The sequence below is a fragment of the Akkermansia sp. NBRC 115031 genome (genome assembly GCF_030268505.1).
GTDB lineage: Bacteria > Verrucomicrobiota > Verrucomicrobiia > Verrucomicrobiales > Akkermansiaceae > Akkermansia > Akkermansia massiliensis.
Window position 1 is genome coordinate 30,251 of the sequence record NZ_BSQU01000001.1, and the last position, 22,170, is coordinate 52,420.

Annotated in this window: 19 protein-coding genes and 1 tRNA gene; 7 read left to right on the forward strand and 13 right to left on the reverse strand. The window is 56.4% G+C overall.

Features of this window, described 5'->3' with window-relative positions; translation table 11 throughout:
* Positions 1-269: 269 nt before the first annotated feature.
* The 3 genes from QSJ36_RS00125 to QSJ36_RS00135 all read right to left on the reverse strand — a co-directional run bounded on the left by QSJ36_RS00125 (position 270) and on the right by QSJ36_RS00135 (position 9,938).
* A complete protein-coding gene (locus QSJ36_RS00125) occupies positions 270-6,716 on the reverse strand; it encodes an alpha-2-macroglobulin family protein (RefSeq protein WP_285465925.1) in 6,447 nt (2,148 codons plus the stop codon).
* A gap of 430 nt (positions 6,717-7,146) precedes the next feature.
* The gene (locus tag QSJ36_RS00130; protein WP_285465927.1) at positions 7,147-8,334 is read right to left on the reverse strand and encodes an iron-containing alcohol dehydrogenase; all 1,188 of its coding nucleotides are present in this window, start codon (positions 8,332-8,334) and stop codon (positions 7,147-7,149) included.
* A 95-nt stretch (positions 8,335-8,429) separates the two neighbouring features.
* Complete coding sequence (locus QSJ36_RS00135; RefSeq protein ID WP_285465929.1) at positions 8,430-9,938, reverse strand: hypothetical protein; 1,509 nt, start codon at positions 9,936-9,938, stop codon at positions 8,430-8,432.
* A 222-nt stretch (positions 9,939-10,160) separates the two neighbouring features.
* Between QSJ36_RS00135 and QSJ36_RS00140 the strand changes: the two genes are divergently transcribed.
* Positions 10,161-10,235 (forward strand) — tRNA-Arg (locus tag QSJ36_RS00140).
* A gap of 373 nt (positions 10,236-10,608) precedes the next feature.
* Here the strand turns inward: QSJ36_RS00140 and QSJ36_RS00145 are convergent.
* The 3 genes from QSJ36_RS00145 to QSJ36_RS00155 all read right to left on the reverse strand — a co-directional run bounded on the left by QSJ36_RS00145 (position 10,609) and on the right by QSJ36_RS00155 (position 12,182).
* Complete coding sequence (locus tag QSJ36_RS00145; protein WP_285465931.1) at positions 10,609-10,851, reverse strand: hypothetical protein; 243 nt, start codon at positions 10,849-10,851, stop codon at positions 10,609-10,611.
* 17 nt (positions 10,852-10,868) lie between these two features.
* A complete protein-coding gene (locus QSJ36_RS00150) occupies positions 10,869-11,462 on the reverse strand; it encodes a hypothetical protein (RefSeq protein WP_285465933.1) in 594 nt (197 codons plus the stop codon).
* A gap of 309 nt (positions 11,463-11,771) precedes the next feature.
* A complete protein-coding gene (locus tag QSJ36_RS00155; protein ID WP_253231403.1) occupies positions 11,772-12,182 on the reverse strand; it encodes a hypothetical protein in 411 nt (136 codons plus the stop codon).
* A 740-nt stretch (positions 12,183-12,922) separates the two neighbouring features.
* Here QSJ36_RS00155 and QSJ36_RS00160 point away from each other — a divergent pair.
* Together QSJ36_RS00160 and QSJ36_RS00165 are read left to right on the forward strand one after the other, a co-directional pair.
* Entirely contained in the window at positions 12,923-13,582 is a 660-nt protein-coding gene (locus tag QSJ36_RS00160) for a hypothetical protein (protein WP_146019251.1), read from the forward strand.
* Positions 13,583-13,595: 13 nt separating this feature from the next.
* Positions 13,596-14,522, forward strand: coding sequence for a hypothetical protein (locus QSJ36_RS00165; protein WP_102726966.1), 927 nt, complete (start codon positions 13,596-13,598; stop codon positions 14,520-14,522).
* Positions 14,523-14,548: 26 nt separating this feature from the next.
* Here the strand turns inward: QSJ36_RS00165 and QSJ36_RS00170 are convergent, their stop codons facing one another.
* The 3 genes from QSJ36_RS00170 to QSJ36_RS00180 form a co-directional block, all read right to left on the reverse strand.
* The gene (locus tag QSJ36_RS00170) at positions 14,549-15,001 is read right to left on the reverse strand and encodes a hypothetical protein (protein WP_102726967.1); all 453 of its coding nucleotides are present in this window, start codon (positions 14,999-15,001) and stop codon (positions 14,549-14,551) included.
* Between the two features lie 111 nt (positions 15,002-15,112).
* Positions 15,113-15,634, reverse strand: a complete 522-nt coding sequence (locus QSJ36_RS00175; RefSeq protein WP_022396618.1) for a hypothetical protein — start codon at positions 15,632-15,634, stop codon at positions 15,113-15,115.
* Between the two features lie 80 nt (positions 15,635-15,714).
* Positions 15,715-16,623 (reverse strand): hypothetical protein, encoded by a 909-nt coding sequence (locus tag QSJ36_RS00180; RefSeq protein WP_102736324.1) that lies wholly within the window; start codon positions 16,621-16,623, stop codon positions 15,715-15,717.
* A 125-nt stretch (positions 16,624-16,748) separates the two neighbouring features.
* Here QSJ36_RS00180 and tsaB point away from each other — a divergent pair, with 125 nt between their 5' ends.
* The 3 genes from tsaB (at position 16,749) to QSJ36_RS00195 (ending at position 19,338) form a co-directional block, all read left to right on the forward strand.
* Positions 16,749-17,417, forward strand: a complete 669-nt coding sequence (gene tsaB, locus QSJ36_RS00185) for a tRNA (adenosine(37)-N6)-threonylcarbamoyltransferase complex dimerization subunit type 1 TsaB (RefSeq protein WP_285465950.1) — start codon at positions 16,749-16,751, stop codon at positions 17,415-17,417.
* A gap of 74 nt (positions 17,418-17,491) precedes the next feature.
* On the forward strand, positions 17,492-18,634 hold the full coding sequence (locus QSJ36_RS00190) for a citrate/2-methylcitrate synthase (RefSeq protein ID WP_022396621.1): 1,143 nt from the start codon (positions 17,492-17,494) through the stop codon (positions 18,632-18,634).
* An 89-nt stretch (positions 18,635-18,723) separates the two neighbouring features.
* Entirely contained in the window at positions 18,724-19,338 is a 615-nt protein-coding gene (locus QSJ36_RS00195; protein ID WP_102731166.1) for a DUF2238 domain-containing protein, read from the forward strand.
* Between the two features lie 107 nt (positions 19,339-19,445).
* Here the strand turns inward: QSJ36_RS00195 and QSJ36_RS00200 are convergent, their stop codons facing one another.
* Positions 19,446-19,910, reverse strand: coding sequence for a tRNA (cytidine(34)-2'-O)-methyltransferase (locus QSJ36_RS00200; protein WP_022396623.1), 465 nt, complete (start codon positions 19,908-19,910; stop codon positions 19,446-19,448).
* A gap of 79 nt (positions 19,911-19,989) precedes the next feature.
* Between QSJ36_RS00200 and QSJ36_RS00205 the strand changes: the two genes are divergently transcribed.
* Positions 19,990-20,553: a ribonuclease H-like domain-containing protein gene (locus tag QSJ36_RS00205; protein WP_022396624.1), complete on the forward strand. Its 564-nt coding sequence runs from the start codon at positions 19,990-19,992 to the stop codon at positions 20,551-20,553.
* A 115-nt stretch (positions 20,554-20,668) separates the two neighbouring features.
* Here the strand turns inward: QSJ36_RS00205 and smpB are convergent, their stop codons facing one another.
* The 3 genes from smpB to QSJ36_RS00220 all read right to left on the reverse strand — a co-directional run bounded on the left by smpB (position 20,669) and on the right by QSJ36_RS00220 (position 22,105).
* Positions 20,669-21,127, reverse strand: coding sequence for an SsrA-binding protein SmpB (gene smpB / locus QSJ36_RS00210; protein WP_022396625.1), 459 nt, complete (start codon positions 21,125-21,127; stop codon positions 20,669-20,671).
* A gap of 114 nt (positions 21,128-21,241) precedes the next feature.
* Positions 21,242-21,463, reverse strand: a complete 222-nt coding sequence (locus tag QSJ36_RS00215) for a DNA-directed RNA polymerase subunit omega (RefSeq protein ID WP_022396626.1) — start codon at positions 21,461-21,463, stop codon at positions 21,242-21,244.
* Between the two features lie 75 nt (positions 21,464-21,538).
* Positions 21,539-22,105: a pseudouridine synthase gene (locus QSJ36_RS00220; protein ID WP_102728258.1), complete on the reverse strand. Its 567-nt coding sequence runs from the start codon at positions 22,103-22,105 to the stop codon at positions 21,539-21,541.
* Between the last annotated feature and the right edge of the window lie 65 nt (positions 22,106-22,170).

Consider the following 22,170-nt stretch of genomic DNA (forward strand, 5'->3'; position numbering starts at 1 on the left):
GCTCTCCGGTTTTTTCCCCCTGACGCCGGACAGGTCCGGTTTCCGTCTTCATTTGATTTTAACGGGAAAATGATTGACCTGACGTTCGTCCAAAACTGCATCGGCTCCTATGGGGCGGGAGTGGCGGTATTGCCCGCTTTCCGCCTCAACTCCATGCGGCAGGATTTGAGGCGGAACAGGAATAAGAAGACCCTGGCTGAAGTCCTGTTCCTTTACGGGGGCGCTGATGCAGGCGTTTTTAATCGGGGTACCTTCGGGTGGCCGGGCTCCTATTCGGCAGGCATGGAGATGCCGATTTTGTGTTCCTTGCTGTTGCCGCGGAGTTCCGGCGCGTACATGGCTTCAATGACGGCCGGCAGGGCGCTGAAGCGTCCCGGGCGTTCCGCGCGCAGGCGGTGGCTGATCTGGTATTGTCCCATGGGCAGGGAGGAAAGAAAGACGCGTATTTCTTCATCCCCTATTTCCTTGTAGCCGGATACGGTCCCCATCCAGGCGTAGCCGCTGGTGGTTTCCTGTGATTCGCATCCCGCGGGCTTGGGGTCCAGGAGCATGAGGTATTCCACGTCGTTCTTCGTTTTCACGGTCATCACCACTTCAATAATGTCGCCGCTGGCGATGACGTCTCCGTCTTTCAACAGCGTGCGGCGGGTCACGTCCTTGCCCTGGGAGACGAGCTCTCCGGCATCCGTCTGGGTGTCCTTCACGGAGTCGTCCTTCACCGTTTCCTTCCGGATGCGGTAGTAGGAGCGTTCCACGGTGACGGCATTCCCCGCGGCGGGAATGGGGTCTTCCAGGGAGAAGTAGCTGAGGGTGGAATTGGCATAAATGTTTCCGCTGCCCTTCTTCCTGCGGATGGTGATGACGTGGCTGCCGTCCGCCAGGTCTTTCCCGCTCATGCGGAAGGCGTTGTCAAAGGTGAACAGGGTCTCCTTCGTACTAGCGATCGTTTTGACCGGAACGCCGTCGTAAAGGATTTCCGCTTCCATGTCCTCCATGCCTTCCCTGGTCTGGAGAAGGTAGGCGGACAGGGCTTCCAGACAATCCGCCGTATCCTTGGTGGAGTCCCAGTAGGAACCGTTGGCGCGGTTGTTGAGCAGCCATTTGGCCAGGCGCGCCGTGACGGGATTGCCGGGGTCGCTCTTGGCCATCAGTTTCAGGTAGGCGGCCTGCGTGGCTACGCCGCTGCCGTACCACCGCCACCAGTAGCCTTCATTGGGAAGGCGCAGCCATGCGGTTTGCAGGGAGTCGTCCTGCTGGAGGAACTGGGAAATGATGGGCATTACCTTCTTGAAGTCGTCCATGCGGTGGGCGTCCAGCAGGATTTCCGCCAGTTGAACCTGGCTGATGACGGGAAGTTCCAGCCTGTCGCGGAACAGGTAGCGTTCCATGGGCAGGTTTTTGACGCCGCATTCCGCCAGAACGGAATAAACAAGGGTGTCCGTGGCGGAGGCCGTCAGGCGGTAATCCCCCAGCTTGCGGATGGCTTCCTTCTTCTTCGGCCCGTCCGGCAGTTTTTCCAGTTTCCGGTATTCGTCTCCTTTCTCAAGAAGAACTGCCTGGCTTTCCTGATAGTTTTTCAGCCAGCGGACGGCTCCCGAAAGCATCCCATCCGGGACATTGACCGTGTTTGAAGCAATCTTCAAGCCGTGGGCCACATGGGCCGTCATGACGGGGTCTCCCTCGCTGGCTCCTCCGAACCATCCCCAGGAACCGTTGGAGAGTTGCTTCTCCCGGAGGGAGGAGATTCCCTTGGCGGCCATCTTCTTCAGCGCGGCTTCATCATAAACAGGATTGCGTTCCAGCTTCTTCATGACGCTGTCATGGAAGGCCTTGTTCTTGATGGCCTGGGGATTCAGATTGCGGTGGCTTTCCAGCGCCGCGCCGGGATTCAGGCCGAGCTGCTTGAGCGCGTCCGTCACGACGAGAGCGGGCAGGAAGCGGTTGAGCGTCTGTTCCACGCAGCCATAGGGGTATTCCGCCAGGTAGGGCAGGGCTTCCACCATGCTGAGGGCGATGCTGGGGGAAACCTTGACGACCAGCTCGCTTTCCTCCCTGCGCCGCTGCTGCGGCAGGGAAATGGAGAGTTTCTGCTCCTGTTCTCCGGGAAGCACCACGGCGCTCCCCGCATGGAGCTGCTTCATGCCGTGCACCAGCACGGGGAAGTTCATCTGCATGGCGTCTCCGGTGGAGCCGGACGCCGCCTCCATGGCGACGGCGGCGGTTCCCTCCCTGATGGCGGCGGTCCACCAGTTGACGACTGCCTGCCCCTGGGCGGGAACGTCCACTTCCCGCACGGCGGAATTGTCCGTATCTGCGACGAGCCCCTTTACGGCCAGAGCGTCAGCCGGGAGAAGTTCCAGGCAACCGTCTTTCAGGGAAATGGAAACGCGGGCGCGGACGGCCTTGTCCGTCCGGTTGCGGACCAGGGCGCTGAGCATCACTACGTCTTTTTCCACAAAGAAGCGCGGGGCCTGCATGCTGACCATGAAGTCCTTCGTGGTCAGGAATTCCGCGGAAGCCTGCCCTACCTGCAATCCGGGGGTGATGGCCCAGGCGGCGGCTTTCCAGGTGGTCAGGTTGTCCGGCATCTCCACAGGAACGGTAACGTTCCCTTCCTCATCCGTCCTGAGCGTGCCGCACCACTTGATGCAGTCCGCAAAATTGGTGCGCAGTTGAATGTGCGGGGAACTATTCTCCTGCACGTCTGCGTCTCCCTGTCCGGTTGCAAAGGAATCACTTTCTGCGCTTTCTTCATCCGCAGCCATCTGCTGCATGACCGGAACCGGTGCGGCGGCGGGGACTGCCGCTCCTTCAGCCAATACGCGGCTTGCGGCTTTTCCGCTGATAGCATAATTACCGGATCTGACTCCTGCGGTAGCAAAGCCGTTGACGGCTCCTTTTTCCCTCCGCAACAGATAGCCGTAGTCACTGTAGAGCAGGGATTGGAAGTAGGGCTGGTCCGGGCCGCGGTCCTGCTGCGTTCCGGCGGCCGTCATTTTTTTCAGGCTGAGAAAGCCGGTTTCGTTCAGGCTCCCCCATACGGTCTTGGCGATGTCCGTAATATTGGGGCGTGCGATATATTCCAGAGCCTTGTCATAGACGGCCAGGGTAACGATGCCGTTCCTGACGGGTTTGCCGTCCGGCCCTTTGACCTGAACCGTTACTCGCCCTTCTTCACCGGGCTGGTATTGGGATTTGCCCGGTGTTACGGAAGGAGCCAGAATCTGGCTGGCTGGCGGAATCAGCAGTTCGGCGGAAGCCGTGTGAAGTTCCCCGTTTCTGACGGTGAAGGCGTTCACGCCCATGTTGGGCATGTCTTCCCGGGTCAGGGGGCATTCCACCAGGGCGGTTTGCCGGTCCAGAGGGACCAGGCTGCGGGACTCGTCTTTCCAGGAATTGCGCAGGAAGGTCCAGACGCGGGCGTCCGGATAATCAGAGGCGAGGAGCAGTTTGGCCGTATCTCCCGGAGCGTATTCCTTCTTGTCCGGAGTGATGGAAAGGGGATTGATTTTAAAAGGATTCTGTTTGCCCTTGCCGTACGAAAGGAACTGGAAGGACTCTTCCACCCTGTTGCCGTGTTCGTCCTCTAGGGTAGAGGAAAGGGCATACAGGCCGGATTCCCTGGTCTGGAAGGACAGGGTGGCTTCCCCTTCCTTTCCGGTGGTGATATTCCAGGTTTCCAGAGCCTCCCGGCTGCCGTCCGCGCGGATATGCTGCAAAACGGAGGTTCCCTTGGCGTGAGCAATCTTGGCGCCGTCCGCCGTGGCCGCAGTGATAGAGGCCTGCACCGGCGTTCCGGTGGGGGCGTAGCCGCGGTTCAGGGCGGTGAAGATGTTGAACGGGCGGAAGGTGGCGATGACCTGCCCGGAAGCGGAAACTTCCCGCAGGGAGGCATCCGTCACGCTGGCGGAGACGCGGTAAGTGATGTTCTGGGATGCGAAATCCCGGGCGTCCTGCGCCGTGGAAAGCTCCACGGACGCTTTTCCGTCCTTATCCAGCGGCACCGTCTTTTCCAGGACGGTCAGGGGGGCATCCGGAGAAAAGGGAATGTAATACGGACTGAAAGACCTGTCGTACAGCCAGCTCCATTTCCAGTAGGGCGTCCAGACATCCGCTCCCAGTGTCCGGGTGATCGTAATGGTGGCCTTCCCCTCGCTTACGGGACCGCCCGCGTAATAGTCCGCCTGAATGGAGACGGGAATGGGCCGGCCCAGGCGGATGGGTCTGGAGGGGGCGTCCATCCTGACGGAGAATTCCGGCTTCTTGTACTCTTCCATACGGAAGAGAGGGGCATACAGCCGGAAATCCGGGTCCGCGGAATCATGCAGCTTCAGCTTGGCTCCATACTGGCCCAGCGGAGCTTCCGCAGGAATGAGCAGTTCCAGTTCAAAACAGCCGGTGGAATCCGTCGTGACGGTTTTTGGCGGAAAAACGCTCTCATCCCCGGTTGGGGAAGTAATGGTCAGCGTCAGCTTTTTTCCGGCGCAGTCCTTCGTTCCGGGATTTGCGATGTCCGGACGGAAGAGGACGCCCTTGAACCGGGCCGTCTGTCCGGGGCGGTATACGGGCTGGCTTTCCAAGAAGAAGCAGGAATAGGGGTCGGAGGCCTTGTTTGCCGTATCCATGAGATAATTGCCGGATTCCCAGCCGTAATCCGATACTCCCGCCAGCACATAGCTGTCCCCTTTGGAAGCGATGCCCAGGAACATGTTGTAAGAAGGAGTGCGGGAACCGCGGGGAGGGATTGTTTCTATCATGGCTCCGTCCTTGTCCGTGGTTCCCTTCACCTGGTGTTTTTGGAGCGTTTTATCCTCCTGGTAGCGAAGGAGGCGCAGGCTGCCCCCTTCCACGGGCATTCCCGTTCCGGCATCCGCCAGGAACCAGAGGTTGCCTTCCGGCACGGAACGGCGCACCAATACCATGTCTGACAGAGTGAGGAAGCGGTGGAACCGGTAGCCGTTATCCAGCGTGACGGTAAGCAGGTACCAGCCGGGCTTGCGGGTGGGCACGGGAATCTGGGCGATGCGGTTCAGGTGCCGTTCCCCGGGAGCCAGAGCTACCTTTTCCCCTTTGATTTCTTCACCCAGATAGCGGGCGTAGGACGGCTCATGCAGCAGATTGAAAAGGAGGGTCCCCAGGCTGGAATACTTTTTCCTGTACGCGTTGCCCAGCGTGCTGGAGGTCTGCACCTTGTCCATGCGTTCCTCCTGCCACCGCTTCATATCCACGGAGCGGGCCGTCACGCTGGCCTGGGCGGCGTTGCGGTAGGAGAAGGCGACCGTCACCGGTTCCCCCGCCAGCAGCGTTCTTTTATCCGCATCAAACATTCCGTTGGGTTCCGTGATGGAGGCAAGGCGCTTCTTCAGGTTGTCCGCAACGTGCAGGAAATCCTCCTTGTCCGCTTGATTCCAGGATTGTGCGTTCCAGGTCTGAAGGATTTTGCCTAAAAGCTCCGCGGCAGCGGGCCTCTGGTTGCGGGCCAGGAACTCATTGGCTGCCAGATTGCCGGCGTTAACGTAATAATCGGGCTCCGGAGTTACTCGGACCGCAGCGGCGATCCGGATGAAATCGTAATCCGGAGGAAGGGTGGTGAGCAGGAATTTTCCATTGCCCGTCCGGTCGGTTTTAACGACGGTCTGGTTCGTTTTCAATTCCTCCGGGTTGATGCCCGCCACCATGCCCGCGTTGCCGGGGCCGTACACGAACTCCTGGTCCGGAGCCGTATTGGAATAGGAGAACAGCTGGTGGCACCAGGAGGCGGTGAAATAGTTGACCTGGTTGGCTAGTTCCGGGTTCGCCTGAATGGCGGCGTCCAGCAGCCAGCGCATGCGTTCCCCGTCGTTTTTAGCCGTCTCCCAGGAGGAAGAGGCATGGTAAAAGACGACTTCCGGCTTCCCCGTTTTGGCATTGACCGTGACGGGCACGGTGGCGACGTTCCGGAACGGGGGGGCTTCCTCCCTGGCGACGTACCCCGGCAGTTCCTTCAGGCTGGTGAGGTTCCCCAGGGCGGCGTAAGCCTGGAAGGGGGAAAGGGAACTGTAGCGGCTGCCTTTCACCAGCAACGCCTGAGCCGTCATGAAGCGCAGTTGTCCCAGAAGCTTCATGTTCTTTTCCTTCTCCGCCAGTTGCATGGCCTTGGAAAGGCACCGCAGGGCTTCCACCCGGTCCCTCGCTTCCCCGGAATATTCCCCGTCCCATGGCTCGGCGCTGCGGATGTAGGCGCCGTCCACCAGTTTGAACGTATGGCTGGCGTTCTGGTACAGATGGGCAGCGTCCATCAGGAAATAGGGATTGCCGCCGTGGCGTTTCATCTGCTCTTGCAGGATGGTATCCAGATTCGTGGAATCGTCCAGGGCATTGAGACGGGTCAAAGCCTGGTAATAAAGAAGAAGGTCCGCTCCGCTGTACTGGTCGTCGTATTCGTCAAGCTGTTTTAAAGCCTGTTTGGCCGCATTCTTGAACAACCTCTTTTCCAAAAGCTTTTCAATAGCCTCAACGGACTGCTTCCTCTGCTGGGAGATGGAAGTTGCCTTGTCCGCATCCTTGGCGCCTTTTTGGGATGAAGAAGAGGAATCTTCCGGAAGTCCTCCCTTGTCATCGGCATGGGCGGACGGGCCGTCCTGACGCTGTGGTGGAGTGGAAGCGGCTGCCGGGCACGGCATTCCGGAAGCCAGCAAGCCTCCCGCCAGAAAAAGCAGGGAAAAGATTCTGTTCATTCAACCAGACTACTTCCATGTAAAATATTTGGCAAGTTACAAGTAGGTTACAACATGCGGGAGATTGTCTTAATGCCGTTCAATGGCCAGAAGCGTTGGAAGGATTGACTGTCAACGAGCAAACCGGACTTCTTTTACGTTCCGGCCTGTATTCCGGTGCGGATCATCTGCCGCGGCGTCCTTTTTGAGCTTTCAGGGCGGCTTCCTCAGGTTCCCCTCCGGAGGATAAGCAACCGCCGTCTTCTCTTCTTCCCAGGGAAAGGGACTGCCTGGGTATATTTATATTCCACTGCCGTCCCCTCGTCCCGGATCAGCTCTACCGGATGAGGGAGCCGAACCGCATGCATGTTCATGTCTCTGCGGGAGGGAAAGACGGCCTGCATGGCTGGCCGTCCCGGAATGCAGGAGGGAGGAAGGAACGGGGATGCCGTCAATCGGGCAGCGGGCCTTCGCATGCCAGGCGGTAAATGGCCTGGACGTCCCGGGCGTCCAGTTTTTCCAGCCCCCCGATGGGGCCGCGCACGCTGATGGCCTGTTCCGCCATCAGGGGAAAATCCCCGGACTTGATGTTCAACTCTTCCATGGTCGTCGGAAGCCCCAATTCCCGGTAAAAACGTTCCAGACGGGAAATGCCTTCCCGGATGAGGGCATCCGGCTCCCGGAAGGAACCCTCCACACCCATCACCTTCACGGCGAACTGCGCGAACATTCCTTGGTGTTTGGGGGAAACATACTTCATCCATGCCGGGGTGACGACGGCCAGGCCCGCGCCGTGGTCCACGTGATACAGGGCGCTCAGTTCGTGCTCCATGGCGTGGCAGCCCCAGTCCTGTTCACGGCCCACGCCCAGCAGGTTGTTATGGGCGAGGTTGCCGGAAAACGCAATCTCCGCCCAGGCGTCGTAATCGTGCAGGTTCCCGTTCAGGATGCGGGCGTTTCTCATGATGGTGCGCAGGGTGGTTTCGCAAAGGCCGTCGGAAAGGTCCGTATGCAGGGTTCTGGTGAAATAGCGCTCAAAAATGTGGCTCATCATGTCGCTGACGCCGTTGGCCATCTGGTGGTGCGGGAGCGTGAAAAACAATTCCGGGTTAATGATGCTGAACACGGGGCGCAATTTGGGAGAACCGTACCCCAGCTTCCGCCTGGTTTCTTCATTGGTGATGACCGTGTTCGGGCTGCTCTCGCTGCCTGCGGCGGGAATGGTCAGCACGGTGGCGACGGGCAGCGGGTCCGCCTGCGGCTGTTGTTTGGAAAGATACAGGTCCCATACGTCCCCTTCATGGGGAACGCCCAGCGCAATCGCCTTGGCGGAATCAATCACGCTGCCGCCTCCCACAGCCAGCACGAGGCCCAGGCCGTGTTCCCGGCAGAGGCGGATGCCCTCATACACCAGGGGAAGCGTGGGGTTCGGCTGGACGCCGCCCAATTCCTCATACTCCACGCCGGCGGCTTTCAGGGAAGCCGTGACGGCGTCGTAAAGGCCGGAACGCCTGATGCTGCCGCCTCCGTAGTGGAGGAGGACTTTTTTGCCGAACGGCTTGAGAAGGGCGCCCGCTTCATGCTGGGTTCCTTTTCCGAAAATGAGCGTGGTCTTGTTATCGTAAACGAAATTGAGCATGGCGGGGATGCGGTGACGGTACCTTTAACGCTACGGCTCTTCCATCCCCGGCTCAAGGCTTTTGTGCGCCCCGTTCCGCTTCCGGAAGGGCGGATTTATTGTTCCGGAGGATGTTTTTTCATATACCGTTCCAATTCCTCCCTGTTTTTCCGGAGCTGATTCAATTGGCCGGAGCCTTCCTGAAGATAATTGACGTCTCCCGAAGTCCAGAACGAATAAACGCGGTCCAGCACGGATGACTGAATAGGGGGGCAGGAATCCTCATCTTCCATGAATTCTTCTTTCAGAGCTTGCAGAATCAGGTCTTTGCAGCCCAGGTCCGTACTGAACAGCATGCCAGAGAAGGCTCCGTGATGATTCTTGCCGCCCCGGAAGCGGGAAAGCAAATGGAGATAGGTCTTCAATTCCTGTTCCGCAGCAGGTTCCAGTTTCAAAAAGGAACGCCGGACTCTCATTTCTTCCCCGTTCCACCACAAATCATAGGGCGTCATGGCGGGCGGATGGTCCATCCGGCTGAAATCGTACAGAAAGCGGGAATGCCGTCCCAGATACGTGGTGGCTGTGTGGAGAAATCCCTGGTGGATATAGGCGCCCCCGCACTGGCCGTCCGAATAAATTTTCATCCAGGCCGTGGCGTGTTCCGGAGCATTGGGGAACAGATCCTTCCAGACCGGATTTGTTGAAAGAGGCAGCGTCATACACTCTTTCCGAAGGAATGCTTCAGAAGACTTGCCCTGGCGCAAAGAGGGCTTTTTCCCTTCCCAAAAGTTATTTGCCGAGTCAGGACAGGAAGAATAAAATTTTGCGTCCAACTCTCGCCAGTAAAAACCGCGCGGGGGAACTTTCTTCATTTCCCCGGCAATTCTGCGGGTGTCGGCGCATAACTCATGAATCATGAGCTGGGTCTCAGGCGTAAAATTATCCATGCTCGCCGCGTCAACAAGAAGATGGAAAATGTGGAACATCTGGCGTTTCAGGGGTAAACGGCCGCGGTAATAATGCAATTCCGTGGCAATCAGTCCGGGAGCCGCGGAGTAAAAGGAATATCCTTGGTCACAGCACCCGAACATCTCCGCAGAAATGTCCAGCACGGCGGTTTCCATGCACTTCTTCCAGGTGGTTTTGAGTTCCTGCGCCAGAGCATGCGGCAGGATGGCAACGCCGCGGCGAACGTAATTCCTGCTGTACTCCTGCCAATGCAGACGGCGGATTTTTTGATCCTTCCATGCATTCAGCAGAGCGGCAGAGGGGTGTAGCCATGCAGGGAATGTTTCTTCCGGAAAATAATCCGGAAGATATTTTTCAAGAAGGGAGGCCCACCAGCTCTTCCACAGGGGAGCGCTGTTGATAAAATAATCTGTTTTGTTGCCTTCTGCCGCTACCGCCCAGTGGAGTTCGTTTCCTATGAGGGCGACTGCGCGTTCCGGCTCCCAGGAAGGACAATCCACAGCGGCCATTTCATAATTCCGGGCCGCTTCCGGCAAAAGCAGAGACAGGACCCGGGGAGTATACCGTTCCCATTCCCAGTAAAGGCGGAGAGGGTAATACTTTACCTCCTCCGGGCCCAATCCTGTTTGATCCGGGGTTGGGGCGGGCCGGTACATGGCGCGTATGGCCGGCCTTGCGTCCGGCAGGCTGTCATGACAATGGCCGTATCCGGTCAGGGAAACGCAGAGAACAGAGAGAAAACAAGCAGTTGGGAAAAAACTCACGAAAACGGTTCTAGGAAAAAAATGCTTCAAAATCAAGGTTCATGGAGTAATTGCCCTGCTTTTTGCTTGAGCGGGGAAACCTTCCCGTTTATTGTCCTGCACGGACAATGTCCGGTCCCCGTAGTTCAATGGATAGAACGGGTCTCTCCTAAAGACTAGATGCAGGTTCGATTCCTGCCGGGGACGCCACCTAAATCCTTCCAATACCTTGCGTGAGTATTGAAAATGCAAGGATTTTTATTTATTGCATTCCCCTAATGCATCTCTGATCTTCTGGGTCGAGCTACATTCAAGGGTACATTTTGTACTTTTCACAAGACATGCCCGCAATTTCTCCATCATGATGGCTGAGTGGAAGAAGAGAAACCATGCTTGGCTTGTTGCGTTGTGCGTTGCAGGGAACAGCAGGTAAAAACGGAGAGAATACCCGCCATTCTCAATGGTGGCCCATCCGAAAAAACGAAAGCTTTTGTAATGAATTGATTAAGGCAAGTAATTTGACACTAACTCCGGATTGATTTTAGTTTCGAGTGCCAAGTGTTCTATCAAGCAATTTGGCCTTTCAATCTTTTTTCAAGGTGCGATCGATAAATTGATGAATCTCTTGGTCGGAATATCCTGCCATCTTGATATATTTACGAATCTCTGTTTTTTTGCCGGGAAATAAATTAGTAAGAAGAATCATGAAATTCTTCTCCGAGCGTTCAATAATGTTCTTTAGCAGAAGGTTTCGGGAAGTTTGCGTGTTGTTTACAACGGTGTAATCCTTGAATTGCTGGTCGTTGTCATGAATCCGTTTGTTCATGTCTTTAGAGACGTCATTTATCTTTTTTTCTGTTTCCGGTCCTGTTCCTTTTTTTGGATTTGAGCAATTTTAGAAAATGCGTTTTCCATGATTTCAATGTTTTTCTTCAGCATGGCTTTTGCTTCTTTATCAGAAACGAATACCGGTTCGTCCGAGTAGGATTTTGATTTAGTGCCGTTGAGGAAGTCACGCATAATGGCAGCCCCGTAGGATGCCATCGATTCTCTTGATGCTTTATCATCGGGAAAAAGGTCGCGATAAGTGGAAATGGCGAGCATTTCCAGGGCTTCCTCCTTAAGATAAAGATCTGCGTCGCGGCTGTTTATAGTGCGCCTTGTCTGATCGGCTGAATCTATGGTAAGAAGAGGTGTATTGGCGATAAAATAAAAAATCCAAGGGATATTGTTACGAATTTCTTCACTTGGAAATTCATTTTCTGCTGTAGACTTCCTGATGCGTTCGAGCTTCATGGCTGCTTCCTTGAAAAATTCTTCTGATTGACCTTTATCAAGAAGTTTTTTTAATGTTGATGCTGATGTCTGAGCGTTTTTTAAAACCTCAAGAGAATCAGGTTTGACGAGGCTGGCATCAAATAATTGTATTTTTGCCATAGTAGGATAGATGGAAAAAATGAAAATTCCAATTGATATTAATAGATTTATCATTTTATATAAAAATTTATAATATTTGTTCTATAGCCTTTACCGAAAAAGGGACTTTGAATTTTGTAATGGTTCCGGAACAGTTTTTCTGTTTCGGGAATTCAGGATCATTTGTCCGTGTGACGGTAAATGTCTGTTGGATTTGTTCAATACGCTTCTTAATTTGAGTTGCTTCATAATTGGATAACCATGTCCATTTGCACGTTCCGTTTAATTTGGCAATGGTGTTAAATAACATAACCAAAGTTACGTGGTCATCTAATTCATTGCGCAAATTAGGAGGATCTCCCTTATTGCCGGGATCATGGTCGTTAAGTTTAAATGGCGGAGGTTCTTTTGGGTCAAGGACGGTACCCCCATCTTTCTCATAATGCCACAGTTGGAAAAGCTAACGGACGTTGGATGTACAGTAATGATAATGTACCCAGTAATGCCGAACCCAATATTTGATTGATTGCTGTATTCTTCTCCTTTTTTTCCTGTTAAACGAGTAGGTTTTTTAATGTTAAAAGTAATTTCTGCCGGAGGAAAATCCTCAGCTTCTGCTTTGACGGTAACATTATTATTTTCCATGATCAAGTCAGCCATCAAGGTTGCAGTGGTTCCGCGTCCATTTAACGTTGCTCCTTTTCCCTTCTTAGTCCAGGTAACCTTCGTATTCTTATTCAATGGCTTGCCTCCTTTGCGTGTTAGTGTCAGTGTTACAATTTCTCCTATGCCTATTTCTTTTCGCCCCTTATGCTTTTTTTATTCAATTTTTTAATGATACAATCAGCTGATGGGTTTTCTGTTTGGGATGTGATTTCCAGCATCCTGTTTTCTGCATGAACGTCTATGACGTTCATAAGGGCACAGGCGAAGACAATCATAAAATATTTCTCTGTTCTCATGGCGTTGGATTAAAAGATCTTAAAGGTTAGAGTGGATAAAATGGCTTATAGAGCTGGAACGCGCGAAGTCAACTTGACAAGGTTGGACTCTATCCGGGATTTACACTCTCTTGAAATGGGGAGGGCTTTCAGCACTTATATGATGTGAATATATAGCAATTCTGGATTTGGCTATATTTTTTAAAGTAATTTTATTTCCTTGTGATTGGAGCAGATTTCCATTTTACCATGTTTTTTTATGAATAGTGGATGGAGGAAAGGAAAAACACGGAGAGCGGCGGGAAAGCAGGAATACTGAGTGGTCGCTATGTCCAGCTTGTTTTCAAAGCGTTCCTTTTTCCTTGCGCAGACGTTAGTGTTTGTTAGATTGCCCCCGTCGCTACCTCCATGAAGTGTTTTTCCGCGTGTCTCTTTCTCGTGTGTTCAGCTATCCATCCCGCTGTTGCTTCAACGAATGTTCCGTTGCTCCGGGATGCGGCGCTGCATTTGTCCTTCCTGAGAATTCTGGTGGAAGATCCTGTGACCAAAATTATTCCCCAGTTGCTGCTGGGGATGTCATGCGTTTATGAAGATCAGCTTGGGGGCCCCGTTTTTTATGAAGAGGCCCCGGAAGAGCTTGTCTGCACGGATTCAACGGGAAGAAACCTGAAGATTTACAGGGTTTCCGCCGATGCAACCAAGGCGTCCGGCGTGGGACACGGTGATCCCGTCTGGTTTGCCGTCGCTATCCAGCGCCCTGATCCCGGTGCGGAGTGGGTGCGCCTCCGGGGATTTCTTTTGTGCGCTTTTGCTGATGACCTGGTGGAGCTGCCCGCTGTAGTCCTGCCTCTGCTGGAGGAAGGAACCAGGGTGGAATTGCCTCTTGAAAAGCCGCGGAAGGACAAGGTGGCCCTTACGCTGGAAAAAAACTTTAACCGCTGGAATCTGAAGGTGGAGGGAAGGAGTGATTTTTATTTCAATTCCATGAGTGTCAGGGAGGAAAACGGGCTTCCCCTGAAAGGCCGCGGCGATTTGAACAGCCGGGGCAGGAAGATGCGCATGTGGGGGAAGGATTACCGTGTTTCCGCCCGCTGCCGCTCCTTGCGCGTGGTGGTTTCCTATTGGAATAAGCGCATGTTCCGCAAGGTGCCCGTAGATATGAAGATCGGCCTGGGAGGGGCTGCCATTCCCGGCTGTTAGTCCGAATAAGCAGATGAAATGGTTTGTCACAATCGCCTGCTGGTGTGCGGGAACGCTGATGGCGGCGGATGTTCCCATCAAGAGCGCTTCTTATTCCGGCACCAGCTTGAAGGGCCCCGTCATCGGGCTGTCTTCCATGGGACTGGTGAGGGGGGAGCCTTTTAATTTCACCAAGACAGGCATCGTGCTGTATTGCGTGTTTCCCGGTTCTGAAATGCTGGCTCCGGAACAGCCGGAACAGGAATTGACGGCTGTCGATTCCAATGGCGTGCGTCTGAGGGTGCGCTCCGTCCGTCTATGGGAAGGGGTTATTGAGGACAAGGGCTTGAGGCGGGTAAACGTGAGCCTTAATTTAAAGGATGTTCCTTCTCCGGGAGCCCGCTGGATTCAGGTGAGCGGCACTCTTTTTCTCCCTTTGTGCCAGGGGCTGGAGTCTCTGGATTTCGGGATGGTGGAATTGAAGGAGAGCGGAGTTTCCATTCCGGTGCCGGACCCTATTGCCGTGCGGAGAGCCCTGGAGAATAACCGGGTGGAGGTAGCCGACATGTCCAAGCTGGAGACGGTGACGCTGAAAGTGACCAGGCAGACGGGGCGCAGCCGTCATGCGCCGGCGAACGAACCGGGGGAGGAATGGAAGTTCATGGTGTATTCCGAGGTGTATTCGGAGAAGATGTTCCGGGCGGAGGATTTTGTGTTTCACGATGTGAAAGGCGCAAGATTGAAGCCTGTCCCTACCTGCGACCATTCTTATAATGAAGACAGGGGGAAGTCCTTCCTGTTCAGGAAATCGCCCCGGTTTGTAGAAGTGGCCGCCCTGTACCAGGGGGCCTCCCGCATCAGGCCGGTTCCCGTGAATATCAAAATAGGGATAGGCGGCGTGGTGCCGGAAGTCCTTCCGGCGCCTGCGGAGGTTCCTCAGGCAGATTCCGGTTCCCGCTGATTGGTCTCCAGCTATCGCCGATTGCCTCACCATTTGAGAAGGGCGTTGCCTCCCTGGGCGAATCCGGAGAGCAGGGTGCCTGCCGCGGCGGTTTTCTGGGCTCTTGCATTGGCGCGGCCCATGTACTGTTCCATGTTCGCCCGGTTGTACAGGGACTGGGCATTCCTCATGGCTGCCGCCGCTTCATCCTGAATCCGGGTTTGCAGGCGCGTCGCCAGGGCCTGTTCCCTGACCGGCACGGAACCATCCCGGAGCAGGGAGGACTGGGCGGCGTCCAGGCGGGCGTCGCCCATTTGCCGTGTGGCGTCCTGCTGCATGCGTTTGGCGTTTTCCACGCCCGTCTGTTTCTGGAGGTCCGCCTCGTTCCTGAGGGTGGCGGCGTTTGCATCCGCCGCCTGCCTGGTGGCTTCTGCACTTTTTTTCTGGGCGGACGCGGAGGCCGCGCCCGCTGCCGCCGAAGTGGCGGCCAGTGTTATCATTCCCAAAGATGCTGGATCAAATCCCATGCGCGCATCCTGATACGAAAAACGGTTCAGGCGCAAGACGCCCGAACCGTTTGACATGAATCAGGGTTTGGCACAGAAGGGTTGCTATTCAATCACGATGCTTTCGATGTTCAGCACCGGATTTTCAGGAGTGGAATGAGGATCAATGGTTCCGGTAATGATGACGGCGTCACGTTCCTTCAGCCCGTTCACACCTTTGGCGGAGTGTTTGATGGGCTGGCCCTGGTCATCCACAAATTGAACGGTCATCGTGTTGTTTTTCCGTATTTCCACCGGCACCGTTCCGGTGGACCACACTCCGCGCTCCTTCATGTTGGCCAGGAGCTGGGCCGGATCCCCGATGGTGAAGGAGGCAATATTTTTTGAGAAAACGGGTTCATCCCCCAGTACGGCTCCCTTGACGGTGACTTTATCGCCTGGCGCCGCTTTTCTGGCATCCGAGACGACGAGTGCCCGCGGGAGGCCTACCATGTTTTCCGCGAATCTCACGGCCATCTGCTGGGTAACGTTTTGATCGGAGGTGAGGGCATTCACGGTTTCCTTGGGGTTGCAGCCCATCAGGGAAACGGCGGCCATGGTCAGGGTAATGAAGTGTGTGGCTTGCATGGAATCTCCTTTTTGCTGAAAGGTTGGATTCCTTTTCACCTTCTGCCGTTCATCCTTGCCGGTAAGGAAAAGAATATTTTTCACAGGAACAAGCCGGCCGCCAGCATGAGGAGGTCCCTGAGGGCGTCCCACAGCCTTTCCGCATTGTGGACGCAGTCCGTCAAAAAGCGGTGCAGGCTTACGGCGTTGAACAGGCGCAGCAGCACCAGGAAGAGAAGCAGGTTGGCAAAGTAAACAAGGATTAGGGAGAAGAAGGTTCCGTTGTCCGCCAGGTCCGGCTGGTCCTTGGGGATGATCCATGCCGTCCAGAACAGGTGGAAGCACCACCAGAAGCCCAGGCCGGAGTAAAGAAGGGCTTGGCAGGTGACCGTGGGCCAGAAGAGGTACGCCATCCCCCAGACCAGCCCCCACAGCATGGCCCAAAGAGGCAGAAAATAGGGGGAAAGGGAGATGAAGAGGTTGTTTTTATCCGTCTGGATGTATCCCCCGTCCAGATCCGCCTTGAAGGCATGGATGGAGCCGCGGCTGCAAAAGACCGCCAGCACGTGAGTCAGTTCATGGCCCAGCACGTACAGGTACAGCAGGGATGAGGTGAACAGCCTGCTGCTGCCCAGCACCACCCAGACGGCCGCCCCCATCAGGGCGTACCATACGGGGATGGAGAAGAGGATGTTGAGACTGCCGGAAGCGTGGGCGAGCTGGTCGCACAGGGACATGGCCGTAATCAGGGCCAGCGGGAGCAGAAGAAGGGTGGCTACGGCGTGCCTGACGAACCGGGTTTTGCGCGGAAGGTCCATGAAGGTGAATTCCTGGCATTCGTCCTCCCAGCATTCGGAGGTGACCTGGGCGCGGTAGGTCTTGTCCCAGGCGTCACGGTTGCATTGCCTCATCATGTCGCCAAGGCTTGCCGTGGAGCGCGGCTTCCGGGCGGTTTCTGCATACCGGCGCCAGTCCTGGCGCGGCGGTGTGTGTCTGGGTGCCTTGGGCATGCGGTGGTGAAGTGCAAGGCCAGCATAAGGGGACTTCCGCATAAATGCGAACCAAATTTGCTGCTTCCGGAAAGCGGGGGAAAAAATGTTTTATGCGCGCCGGAAATTCCTGTATAATCCACCGCATGCAAGATGCTCTGCTGGTTCTGGAAACTTCCTGCGCGCAGTCTTCCGCCGCGGCATGGGGCGGAAAGGAACTGCTGTGCCGGGTGGAATGGAGAGCTGAACGCAACCATTCCTCCGCCATCTTTGAGGCGGTGCGCCAGGCGCTGGATGCCCTGGAAGGACGGTGTTTAAAGGAAATTGTGGTTGGTTCCGGGCCCGGCGCCTACGGGGGAATCCGCGTGGCTCTTGCCGTGGCGGACGGCCTTTCCCTGGTGCACGGTTCCCGCGTGGCGGCGTTTTCCTCCTGGAACGGACTGGGCATTCACGACGGGAAGGCCTGCGTGATGTCCGACGCCCGGCGCGGCGGCTGGACCTGGGGAAGACTGGAAAACGGCATTCTGGCGGCCGCTCCGGAAGTGCTGCCCGCAGAGCAGGCCCGCGCCCGCATGGCGGAATGCCTGGAAAACGGCGTGCCCGTTTATTCCACGGAAACGGCGGAAACCCTGGCAGCCCGGGAAATGACGGGGGGCGTTCCCGTGTACCCGCATGCGGAGGCCCTGGGAGTCGCATGGCAGTCCCTGGCCGAGGGCAGCAGGGAGGAACTTCTGGAAGGTCCGGCGGAACCGCTGTATGTAAGGGCGCCCCACATCACCTGCGCCAAACGCCCCGCGTGGGCCGTGAAGGCGTAATTAAGGTTTGACTTTCTGGAAGATTGTTAGACTTTTAATCGGTAATCTTCATCACTAGTAGCATTTTTTAAAACATGAGCAATGACACTTTTTCCGCACGACACACATATCCCAAAGGTTTAAAAGGAATCATAGCTAATGAATCTGCCTTGAGTGATGTGCGCGGTGAGGAAGGGCGTCTGCTGTATTTGGGCTACGATATTGATGACCTGGTGGAGATGTGCTGTTTTGAAGAAGTGATTTACCTGCTTCTCAACAAGCGGCTGCCCAACCGGGATGAACTGGAGGGCATCAAGAAGCGCCTCCGTTCCGACCGCGACCTTCCCCAGCCCATTCTGGATTTCTTTAAAACGGCCACCAAGTCCGCCCGGCCCATGTCCGCCCTCCGGACGGCGGTTTCCATGCTCGGCATGTATGACGACCGGACGAAGGATTCCGGCCAGTTGAAAGAAATAGGCCTCAGTCTCATCGCCAAGGTGCCCGTGATGGTGGCGTACTATTACCGTCTGTGCCAGGGGCTGGACCTTCCCCCCGTGCGGGAGGATCTGAATGAGGCGGAACATTTCCTGTGGCTGCTGAAAGGGGAGGAGCCGAACCGGGATGAAGCCCACATTCTGGACGTGGCCTACATCCTGCATGCCGACCACGGCATGAATGCCTCCACCTTTGCGGCGCGCGTCTGCATCGCCACTCTTTCAGACATGTATTCCGCCATCACGGCGGCCATCGGCACGTTGAAAGGGCCGCTTCACGGCGGCGCCAATGAAGGCGTGATTGAAATGCTCAAGGAAATAGGTACGGAGGACAAGGTGGATTCCTACATTGAGGATAAACTGGCGCGGAAGGAAAAGATCATGGGCATGGGCCACCGCGTGTACCGTGTGCTGGATCCCCGCGCTCCGCATCTGCGCCGCATGGCCATCCGCCTTTCCTCCCGGATCGGGGAACCCAAGTGGATCCGCATGTCGGAACGCATCGCCAAACTTGTCCGGGAACGCAAGGGGCTGAATGCCAATGTGGATTTTTATTCCGCCACGGTTTATTACAGCATCGGCATTCCCACCAGGCTGTTCACCGCCATTTTCTCCATTGCCCGCTGCTGCGGCTGGGTGGCCCAGGTGCTGGAACAGATGGAGGACAATACGCTGTACAGGCCCCTGACCCTTTATACGGGCCCCAAGGACCGCATTCCGGTGCCTACCATTGACATGCGGTAAAAGTTTTTTAACGGAAAAGGCGCCGGAGGTAATCTCCGGCGCCTTTCCTGTGTCGGCTCCCGCGCTTTTCTGCTTCTCCTCTCTCCCTCATGAAAAATTATCCCTTCTACCTGCTGGCGGTATTCGCCGTGCTGTTCATTGCCCTTGGCATTTCCCCTTCTTCCCGTTCCGTCTGGGTGGCGGAGGTGATTCCCGTGGCGCTGGCGGTCGTCCTCCTGGCGGCCGGGTTCCGGAGATTCCGTTTCAGCAACTGGTCCTACACGCTGATGTTTTTCTGGCTGGCCTGCCATACGGTGGGGGCGCATTACACGTTTGCGGAAGTGCCTTTCGAGTGGTTCCGGGAGCTGGTGGGAGCCCACCGGAACCCGTTTGACCGGGTGGCCCATTTTACGGTGGGGTTTTATGCGTTTCCCGTAGCGGAGTATCTGGTGCGCAAGCAATATGCGGGGAAAGTGCTGGCGGGGATTTTCGGCCTCTTTTTCGTGATGGCTGTAGCCGCGGCGTATGAAATCATTGAATGGCAGTATGCGGTCATTGTGGGCGGGAATGACGCGAATGATTTTCTCGGCTCCCAGGGCGATATATGGGACGCCCAGAAAGACATGTTCTGCGATACCTGCGGCGCTGTCGCCTCCCTGATTCTCTTTTATCTGGTGCGCCCCTGGCGGCGGAAGGGCGCGGAGACCGCTTCTTCTCCTGGCTAGGGAGCTCCTTCCATTTCCGATTGGACCGCCGCCGTTGCCGGGAAGTCCATTCATGCCCGTGGCCTGTCGTGACTGGGGCGGCAAGAAGGATTGCTCCGGTCTCCGTGTCAGATGCCGAGCTGGCGCAATCCTTCATAGAGGACAATCGCCACGGCGGTGGAGAGGTTCAGGCTGCGGGAGCCTTCTCCGGGCATCGGAATGGTCAGGGCGGTGCCCGCGTGTTCCTTCAGCATGCTTTCCGGCAGTCCGCGGGATTCCGGGCCGAAGACCAGGTAATCCCCCTCCCGGAAATCCGCCTCCCAGTGGGAGCGGCGCGCCTTGGTGCTCAGGTACCAGAACCGCGCGGAGGGATCTGCCGCCTGTTTTAACTCCTCCAGGCTGTCCCAGACATGCAGGTCCACTTTGGCCCAGTAGTCCAGTCCCGTGCGCCGCACGTGCTTTTCATCCAGGCTGAACCCCAGTGGCCGGATCAGGTGGAGCCTGGATCCCGTTGCCAGCGCCAGCCGCCCCGCAGCCCCCGTGTTATGCGGAATTTCCGGATGGAACATGACGATGTGGAAACGGGGCTGCATGAACCTATTTTCACCACAAACGCGCCTTCCGTTCAAGTGGGACTTGTCCAAAAGTGGCAAATAATGTACGTTTCCTCCGATGAGAGACATCGTGTATTTTGACTTGGAAACCCGTCATTCCGCAGCGGAGGTGGGCGGCTGGCACAATACGGCCGACATGCGCGTTTCCGTGGGCGTGACTTATTCCACGGCTTCCGGCAAGTACACGATTTATTCCGAGGAGATGGTGGACGACCTCATCCTGCAGCTTCGCCAGGCCGACCTGGTGGTAGGGTACAACCACGAGCATTTCGACTACGGCGTGCTCCAGCGCTATACGATGTGGAATATGATCGACATCACGAACAACCTCGATTTGTGCAAGGACATCGAACAGCGCGGCGGCGTGCGCGTCAAGCTGGATTCCGTGGCCGCCGCTTCCATCGGCTCTTCAAAAACGGCCGTGGGCACCCAGGCCCTCAAGTGGTGGGCGGAATACGTGCAGACGGGAAATACGGACCTGCTGATGGATATTGCCCGCTATTGCTGTTTTGACGTGAAGGTGACGCGGGATGTCCACTGGTACGGGGCGGAGCACGGTTTCATCCGTTATGACGACAAGAAGGGCGGCCAGGTGGAGTTGCCCGTGGATTGGAAGTTATAGTCCCTTTCCCGCGGCGGCTTTTTTATAGGGCGTTCCCGCTCACTCCGGCAGAATACAGAGCGGAGAGCAGGGAAACGGGAACGGCCTCCGGAAAGGAAGAAGCGGACGGCGTTGATTAACGGCGGTTGATGCGGGCCACTTCCCGCTGGGCTTCCCGCATTTCCACGCGGGCCTTCAGGTCATAGCGCTGGTCGCGGTGGGTCTTGCCTTTGCCAAGGCCCAGCGCCAGTTTTACCTTGCCGTTTTTCCAGTACAGCTTGAGGGCGACCAGGGAACAGCCTTTTTGGGAGGTCTGCTGTTCCAGTTTGAAAATTTCCCGTTTGTGGAGCAGCAGGCGGCGCGGGCGGCGCGACTGGTGCTGAAAGAACTCTCCGGCAGTTTCCCACGGCTGGATGTCGCAGCCGTACAGGAGCATCTGGCCGTTTTCCACCCTGGCGAAGGAATCGGCGATGTTCACCTTGCCGGCGCGGATGGATTTGACCTCCGTTCCCTTGAGTTCCATGCCGCATTCGTAGGTGTCCAGGATTTCGTAATCCCGGCGGGCTTTCTTGTTGGTGGAGATGTCGGAGCTCATGACTGGAGGGGAGGGATGAAAAGGCCCCGGGCTGGAAGAGCCGGGGGCCTGGTTGAAGAGGGGATGTTCCGTGCGGAAATCCGGGCCGGAACGGCAATAAGGGGGACGTGCTTTTTACTGGCTGTCTTCCTGGAGGCTGTCGGATTCCGCATGATAGACGAGCTTGCCTTCAACGATCTCCGTCAGGGCAATGTTCGCGTTGCCCATGTGGGGGGTGGTGGGGACCAAGGGAGCGCGGCCATTGTTGAGCTGGGCAACGCGGCGGGAAACCACGTTGATCAGCATCTGGGGCTCGGGAATGATTTTGGCGGCTTGTTCGACGAGTTCGGCTTTCATGTAAAAAGGTCTAGGTAGGATCTCCTGATGCGGAAAGACATATACAGGCTGCGCCTCCCCCTAATCAAGCCTATATTACGGCATGAGCTCCCTTCGTTCACGGGAGTCCAGCTCCTTCCACGCGCCGGGTTCCAGGCCGGACAGGGTGAACCTCCCGATCCGGACGCGCAGGAGCCGGAGCGTGGGAAACCCGATGGCGGCGGTCATGCGCCGCACCTGGCGGTTTTTTCCTTCCACGAGCGTCAATTCCAGCCATGAGGTGGGAATGGCTGCGCGGTAGCGGACAGGAGGATTGCGGGGCGGTACGTCCGGCTCTCCGTGCATGGGGCGCACCCGGCAGGGCAGCGTGCGGTACCCCTGGATGGAGAGGCCGCCGCGTTCCAGAGGAAGCAGGTCCGTGGCGGACGGAACGCCTTCCACCTGGCTCCAGTAGGTTCTGGGATGCCGGTTGGAGGGGTTCAGGAGGCGGTCCACCAGGGCTTTCTCATCGGATAAAAGCAGCAGCCCTTCCGAATCCGCGTCCAGCCTGCCGACGGGATACACGCCGGCAGGAAAGCCGAATTCGGCCAGTGTCCGGTGGTGGGGAGCCTCCTGCGTGAATTGGGAAAGGACCCCGTAAGGTTTGTTAAACGCCAGAATCATGCCGTGCGCGGCAAGCGTAGCATGGGGCGCCGTCTTTGGCACGAGAAATTGAAGCGGCTTGACTT

Coding starts and splice junctions, on each gene's coding strand:
- QSJ36_RS00125 (WP_285465925.1), bottom strand. CDS start 6,716: ATGAACAGAATCTTTTCCCTGCTTTTTCTGGCGGGAGGCTTGCTGGCT.
- QSJ36_RS00130 (WP_285465927.1), bottom strand. CDS start 8,334: ATGCTCAATTTCGTTTACGATAACAAGACCACGCTCATTTTCGGAAAA.
- QSJ36_RS00135 (WP_285465929.1), bottom strand. CDS start 9,938: ATGTACCGGCCCGCCCCAACCCCGGATCAAACAGGATTGGGCCCGGAG.
- QSJ36_RS00145 (WP_285465931.1), bottom strand. CDS start 10,851: ATGAACAAACGGATTCATGACAACGACCAGCAATTCAAGGATTACACC.
- QSJ36_RS00150 (WP_285465933.1), bottom strand. CDS start 11,462: ATGGCAAAAATACAATTATTTGATGCCAGCCTCGTCAAACCTGATTCT.
- QSJ36_RS00165 (WP_102726966.1), top strand. CDS start 13,596: ATGAAATGGTTTGTCACAATCGCCTGCTGGTGTGCGGGAACGCTGATG.
- QSJ36_RS00170 (WP_102726967.1), bottom strand. CDS start 15,001: ATGATAACACTGGCCGCCACTTCGGCGGCAGCGGGCGCGGCCTCCGCG.
- QSJ36_RS00175 (WP_022396618.1), bottom strand. CDS start 15,634: ATGCAAGCCACACACTTCATTACCCTGACCATGGCCGCCGTTTCCCTG.
- QSJ36_RS00180 (WP_102736324.1), bottom strand. CDS start 16,623: ATGCCCAAGGCACCCAGACACACACCGCCGCGCCAGGACTGGCGCCGG.
- tsaB (WP_285465950.1), top strand. CDS start 16,749: ATGCAAGATGCTCTGCTGGTTCTGGAAACTTCCTGCGCGCAGTCTTCC.
- QSJ36_RS00190 (WP_022396621.1), top strand. CDS start 17,492: ATGAGCAATGACACTTTTTCCGCACGACACACATATCCCAAAGGTTTA.
- QSJ36_RS00195 (WP_102731166.1), top strand. CDS start 18,724: ATGAAAAATTATCCCTTCTACCTGCTGGCGGTATTCGCCGTGCTGTTC.
- QSJ36_RS00200 (WP_022396623.1), bottom strand. CDS start 19,910: ATGCAGCCCCGTTTCCACATCGTCATGTTCCATCCGGAAATTCCGCAT.
- QSJ36_RS00205 (WP_022396624.1), top strand. CDS start 19,990: ATGAGAGACATCGTGTATTTTGACTTGGAAACCCGTCATTCCGCAGCG.
- smpB (WP_022396625.1), bottom strand. CDS start 21,127: ATGAGCTCCGACATCTCCACCAACAAGAAAGCCCGCCGGGATTACGAA.
- QSJ36_RS00215 (WP_022396626.1), bottom strand. CDS start 21,463: ATGAAAGCCGAACTCGTCGAACAAGCCGCCAAAATCATTCCCGAGCCC.
- QSJ36_RS00220 (WP_102728258.1), bottom strand. CDS start 22,105: ATGATTCTGGCGTTTAACAAACCTTACGGGGTCCTTTCCCAATTCACG.